The organism is Reichenbachiella sp. MALMAid0571, from assembly GCF_040151475.1.
In the GTDB taxonomy this organism is placed as follows: Bacteria; Bacteroidota; Bacteroidia; order Cytophagales; family Cyclobacteriaceae; genus CAXBNB01.
Window position 1 is genome coordinate 1 of record NZ_JBDKWG010000041.1, and the last position, 5,081, is coordinate 5,081.

Below are 5,081 nucleotides of genomic sequence, written 5' to 3' on the forward strand. Positions count from 1 at the left end.
GGTCAAATTTCTATCTTTACTCATGATGTCTAAGTGTGGTAACTCAAACATCATAAACTTTAGTGGAGAGTCAAATCTCCACTATTGTATTTTTCCAAGAAGATTAAATCTAATCACATTTTTAAGCGGATGTCACTAATATGCAATTAACTACTGACCTCTATCGACAGAATACCGCAATGGATGAGCTGGGGAGGTATGAGGTTGCCCTTTATAAAAGTTGTTTGGTGGCTTTAAAAAAATCCCCATCCCACTGAAGAATGAAAAATTAGTTCTTTTTGTGTTACTTCAGCCTTTACAATTACCCGCCAACAAGCTCTCTTTGGAAAAGAGCCAATTCCTTTTTCTCAGGTTGTCCGGCAAACCTACAATAGTAGGTTCTTTTGATGTACCTCCTTACAGTCAACTTGACATCTGGGTTTACCTTAGTGTAAACTGTGTCTCCGGATTTAAATTTATTTTCTTCCATATTAAATACTCAATATCAGATACTTACCTCATCATAACCACTTTTTATGACTGTTGATAACATTTTAAATCTTACATTGGCTTTAATCATATTACGAGAATGGGCAGGGATAATAATAGACTCCCCTGTGTCCAATAAATGGGAATGGTCGTTAATGACAACCTCAGCTTTTCCATCAATCACCTGAATAAAGGTATCGAATGGAGATATTTTTTCCGTCCAAGATTCCCCAGTATCAAACGATGATACAGTCACATTTCCAGTTGTCTTCTTAATAATCGTTGTGGACAAGACCGAATTGGGAACATACTCAATGATCTTGACCACAATGAAAATTTTCTCTTTTTCTTGTTCCAAATTTCTCATTTCGACAAATTGGTTTATACGTGGCTTTTTTTCTCATTGCGTTTGGCTTCTTTGGCCACTCTTTTTTCTTTCAATGTTTTAGCAGGAGCTTTTTTTCCCGTTTTGTCCTTACCTTCTTTTTCTTTCGACATGACTGTTTATTTAGGAGTGTATTGATTTTTATCTTATATCATTTCAAGTTTCTCTAATGGTTTAAAATGGCAAGGCAAACGCATTTAAAAAAACAGATGTTTTTTAGCAAGATTTTCGATATTCTAAGAATTGTATTTTTGTTTCTAAACCCCTTTTTAAATGGAATTATTGGCATTCTTTGACTATTAAAAATTCTAAATGTATTTGCCTTGTCTTAAATTGCGGAAAAATTTATCTGAAAAAATATTCAGTAATTTTTTCTAGTGACTTATATCAATTGAAATCAGTAACCACCGAACCCAATAAGATCTCCGGCAAGTTTGGCTTGATTACAATATCAATACGGCGGTTCAACTTCCTGCCAGCAATGGTTTCATTATTTGCCACAGGTCTGCTTTCTCCAAATCCCTTTGTACCAAACCTTGCCTTGTCTATAGTGGAGTTTGCATTAAGGTAGCTAAGTACAGCATCGGCTCGCTCCTGTGATAGTTTCAGGTTGAGGTCATCACCTCCTTGAGAATCGGTGTGGCCTTCTATCACAATCGAAGCATCGCTAAACACCTGCATAGCCTTTTGTACCTTGGTTAGTAGTGCATAATCCTCTTCCTTGATTTGAGATTTTCCTACATCGAAATTGACCCCTATCATCCGGATAATCACATCGTTTTTTTGACGAAAGACCTGTGCCTCTTCTTTTTTAAATATTTGTTGTATTTGTTCAAATTTGACATTTATCTCTGCCATCCTATCAATACGATTTTGAAGGACAAGTTGCCTTTTTTGTCCTTTCAAAGCCTCATCGGATAAGGTGCCTTTCACATTTGCAAGAATACTTTTCTGTTCTCTTAGCATTGCCCTAAGACTTTCATTAGTCACTCGATAATTAAACAGGGAAGCTTCCAGATTTGCAATATTGCGTTGATCATTTGCGATTCTCTCTGTGATTTCTGAAACTGCTCCTTCTACCCCTTGATGAAATTTCATTTTGATATTTAAACTCTCACCTATTTTTGAGATAGGTTCATAGCTCAGGAGCAGATAATCTTCAGTTTCAAAATCCTTGTCATCTAAGATCTTTTCCTCTTTGGCAATATGCATGGCAAGGAGTACTTTGTATTCAGCCTCTTTGGCCAAAAACCGTGCATCATCAGTGTCATATCTGTTGTCTAACAGTTCTTTCTCGGCTTGACTGACAAGGTTCTTAGCTTCTGCTATTGTTTTTGGAGCCACTTTGTACACCTTATCATCATCAGCTTTTTTCAATAGTTTTTTTGCGTTGGTTAAATAATTGGCTTTGATAGATTCCAATTCGGCTTTTCGGTACAAACTGGTAGCTTTTATCGACTTTTCTTTTGCATCATTCGAATTTCCTTTTTCCAGTTCCTCTGTAGCGTCTTTCATTTCCTTTTCCGCATTGTCCCACATTTCTTTTACAAACTGCTCTGCTTCTGCACTTACAGCATCCCTTCTGGCTGACAAGGCACTTGAAAACATGACACTACTTACTTTTGTATTTTCGATTGCTTCCTGAAATTTGGCATTGGCTTTGGCAATTTTCTCCCTGATATCAGAAAGTTCTCCATTTCTATCGTATTTATCTTTGGCAGATTTGTAGTCATCCATTGCCTCACCATATGCTCGTGGGGATAATACATCTGCTTGGAATTGTTTTGCCCTCCACATGGACACGTCTACTTCCTGAAATAAGGAAACTTGCAAATCTTGGCTATATATGTTTCCCTGAACCATAATCAGAACAAACAATACCCCTATCAATTTTATTTGTATTCTTTTCATAATAACTTATTTTTTTTTAAACAAAAGTGGATATGTTAGACCTAGTAACCATTACATCCAATTATGTATTTATTGCATATATCACTGATTTTAGAAAGTAGCCAAAAAAAGACCTACCTTCCTTTTATAACACGAATAAGAATGGCTATCACGGCTATAACGAGCAGAATATGTATTATTTCACCAGAGTTATAACCCAGATAGCCAATCGCCCATAGAATGATTAAAATCACTGCTATGGTGTACAATAAATTTCCCATTTAGTTTTAACCTTCTAAACAAGAAGAATCAGGAGCAATATGATAATGATGACAGCTCCGACAGATAAGTAAATACCACCTCCGCCTAATTGCTTACGCTGCTTGTCCAGCGCTTTTACTTCCTTTCTTAATTCCTTTTTTTCGACATACGACAATAAGGACTTATCCATTTCATCAATTTGTTCCAATCGTTCGGTAATTATGACAACTCTGGCAGATTCTGCTTTGGTCATTGGTTTTGGTTCTTTCGATGGTTTGGCGAAAACAGGGCTAACCAAAAAAAACATCAATACGACTATTAGGTTTGTTGTGTCTTTTTTCATAGAATTCAATTTTAAATATTTAAGGGAATGGTTAATTCTTGATGGATGCAGTATTATCTTATTCTGAAAGTAATGGGTATGCTAAATTTCACATTTACAGGCTGGTCGTTTTGACGACCAGGCAACCAATTGGGCATAGAAGCAACTACCCTGATGGCTTCATTTCTAAAAGCCTGATCTACAACAGAACTGGTGGCATCAGTAACATCAATCACACTGACCGAACCATTGGTCGCTACAACAAAATCCACAAACACTTCCCCTTCCAATTGATCATCTTCTGCTTGCTCAGGGTAAACAAGGTTATCCCTAAGGTATTTCATCATGGCTTTATTTCCACCTACAAAAGAAGGATCAACTTCAGCCCTATGATAGATCACATCACCCTTTGTGTTAGTAAAAGTGGGTGCCTCCAATAGCATTTTATCCAAAGCATCCATTCTTATTTTTGCGATCCTTGCTGAGTCTTTTTTTATCAAGGCTCTCATCTCTTCTAATGTTGACTGAGAAAAATTACTGGAAGTAGATTCCTCAATCACTTCTTCTTTACTGCTATTTTCTGTTTTTGACCCACATGCTTGTACTGATAAAACAACAGCTACTGCTGCGAAAATTTTAAATCGTTTTTTCATAATTATTTTAGTTATTGAGTTGTTATAATGAGTGTCAGGTTTATTTACATGACCTCTTGCCGACTGGAATTGCCGTTGGGCAGATTATAACTGTGCAAAGGTGAGCTTAACCAAACCATAAAGTGTTACATACTAATGTGTAAGTGTTACATGTATCACACATTTTATATGGAGGGAGATCTGTATGAGGTGGGTGTATTTAGGGAGAAATGCAAGAATTCAAAACAGAACAAGGCTGTGGGTTTTATTGGGGATAAAAGTTGTTTGCAAGAATGGACTGACTAACGTCCAATTATCATCCGTAAGCTGATCAAATATCTATAAACCACCTTTTCACACTAGCCTTTGCAAATAGCTCAGTTGAAGTGCCTGTTAGCATTTCGTTAATACAGCTTTATCCATCCGTGATTTGCTTCGTTCCTTTCCCTCATATAAGTTGGTAAGTCATAAATAGTGTAGAAGAATATCACTGAAACGAAAATTGCCAAAATTGCTTTGAAGATATTGATCTTGGTTAATTCCCAATATATCTGTTTTGATTTCCAACGAATCGTTATGGTTATTACAAACAACACCAATAAATATTGTGGTAAAAGCAGTGATGAGTGAAGAAGTTCCGCCCCGCCTGGCAGTTGAATAAGCAAATAGGAAGTTCCCATGACGACACAGAAGAATTCAAAGTTGAGGAAGAAGTTGAGTAATGATGCTCCTTTACTTGATTTCCAGTCTTTAAAAAATCTTATGATTTTGACTAAATAATAAAGTAGAGCAATCACCATTAGGATGCCCGATATGTAGGGAGTTGAAATTATCCCAAGGGATTCAAGAAGATAGAAAAAAATAGAAGATTGTTAATCCTATTAGTTCAATTTTCAAGTTATCAAATACTTTCCACATGGTTCTGAAATGAATGTTAACGTTTGGGCTATGCGCAGTGTCCCGAAGGGCATTGCGTATAGGTATTGTGTGTGCCCAGCATGGGCATCTTTCCCTACATAAAAGTAGGGTATTAATTTATAGGGTGCAAGTCCCTTATGGGCGAGAGTCGTGTCTCGAACCATTAGTAAGCTGCAAGGTGGTTTACCATGAGGTATGCACTGAA

6 protein-coding genes are annotated in these 5,081 nt (G+C 36.6%); all 6 read right to left on the reverse strand.

Annotation, left to right across the window (positions count from 1 at the left end; all coding sequences use genetic code 11):
• Positions 1 to 301 precede the first annotated feature (301 nt).
• A complete protein-coding gene (locus tag AAOP42_RS00605) occupies positions 302 to 469 on the reverse strand; it encodes a hypothetical protein (RefSeq protein WP_349526510.1) in 168 nt (55 codons plus the stop codon).
• A 15-nt stretch (positions 470 to 484) separates the two neighbouring features.
• Entirely contained in the window at positions 485 to 835 is a 351-nt protein-coding gene (locus tag AAOP42_RS00610; RefSeq protein ID WP_349526511.1) for a cupin domain-containing protein, read from the reverse strand.
• A gap of 405 nt (positions 836 to 1,240) precedes the next feature.
• Positions 1,241 to 2,764, reverse strand: coding sequence for an OmpA family protein (locus AAOP42_RS00615; protein WP_349526512.1), 1,524 nt, complete (start codon positions 2,762 to 2,764; stop codon positions 1,241 to 1,243).
• Positions 2,765 to 2,877: 113 nt separating this feature from the next.
• Positions 2,878 to 3,024 (reverse strand): lmo0937 family membrane protein, encoded by a 147-nt coding sequence (locus AAOP42_RS00620; RefSeq protein ID WP_349526513.1) that lies wholly within the window; start codon positions 3,022 to 3,024, stop codon positions 2,878 to 2,880.
• Between the two features lie 14 nt (positions 3,025 to 3,038).
• Positions 3,039 to 3,347: a hypothetical protein gene (locus tag AAOP42_RS00625; protein ID WP_349526514.1), complete on the reverse strand. Its 309-nt coding sequence runs from the start codon at positions 3,345 to 3,347 to the stop codon at positions 3,039 to 3,041.
• A gap of 53 nt (positions 3,348 to 3,400) precedes the next feature.
• Positions 3,401 to 3,979, reverse strand: a complete 579-nt coding sequence (locus AAOP42_RS00630; protein WP_349526515.1) for an energy transducer TonB — start codon at positions 3,977 to 3,979, stop codon at positions 3,401 to 3,403.
• Positions 3,980 to 5,081: the final 1,102 nt, after the last annotated feature.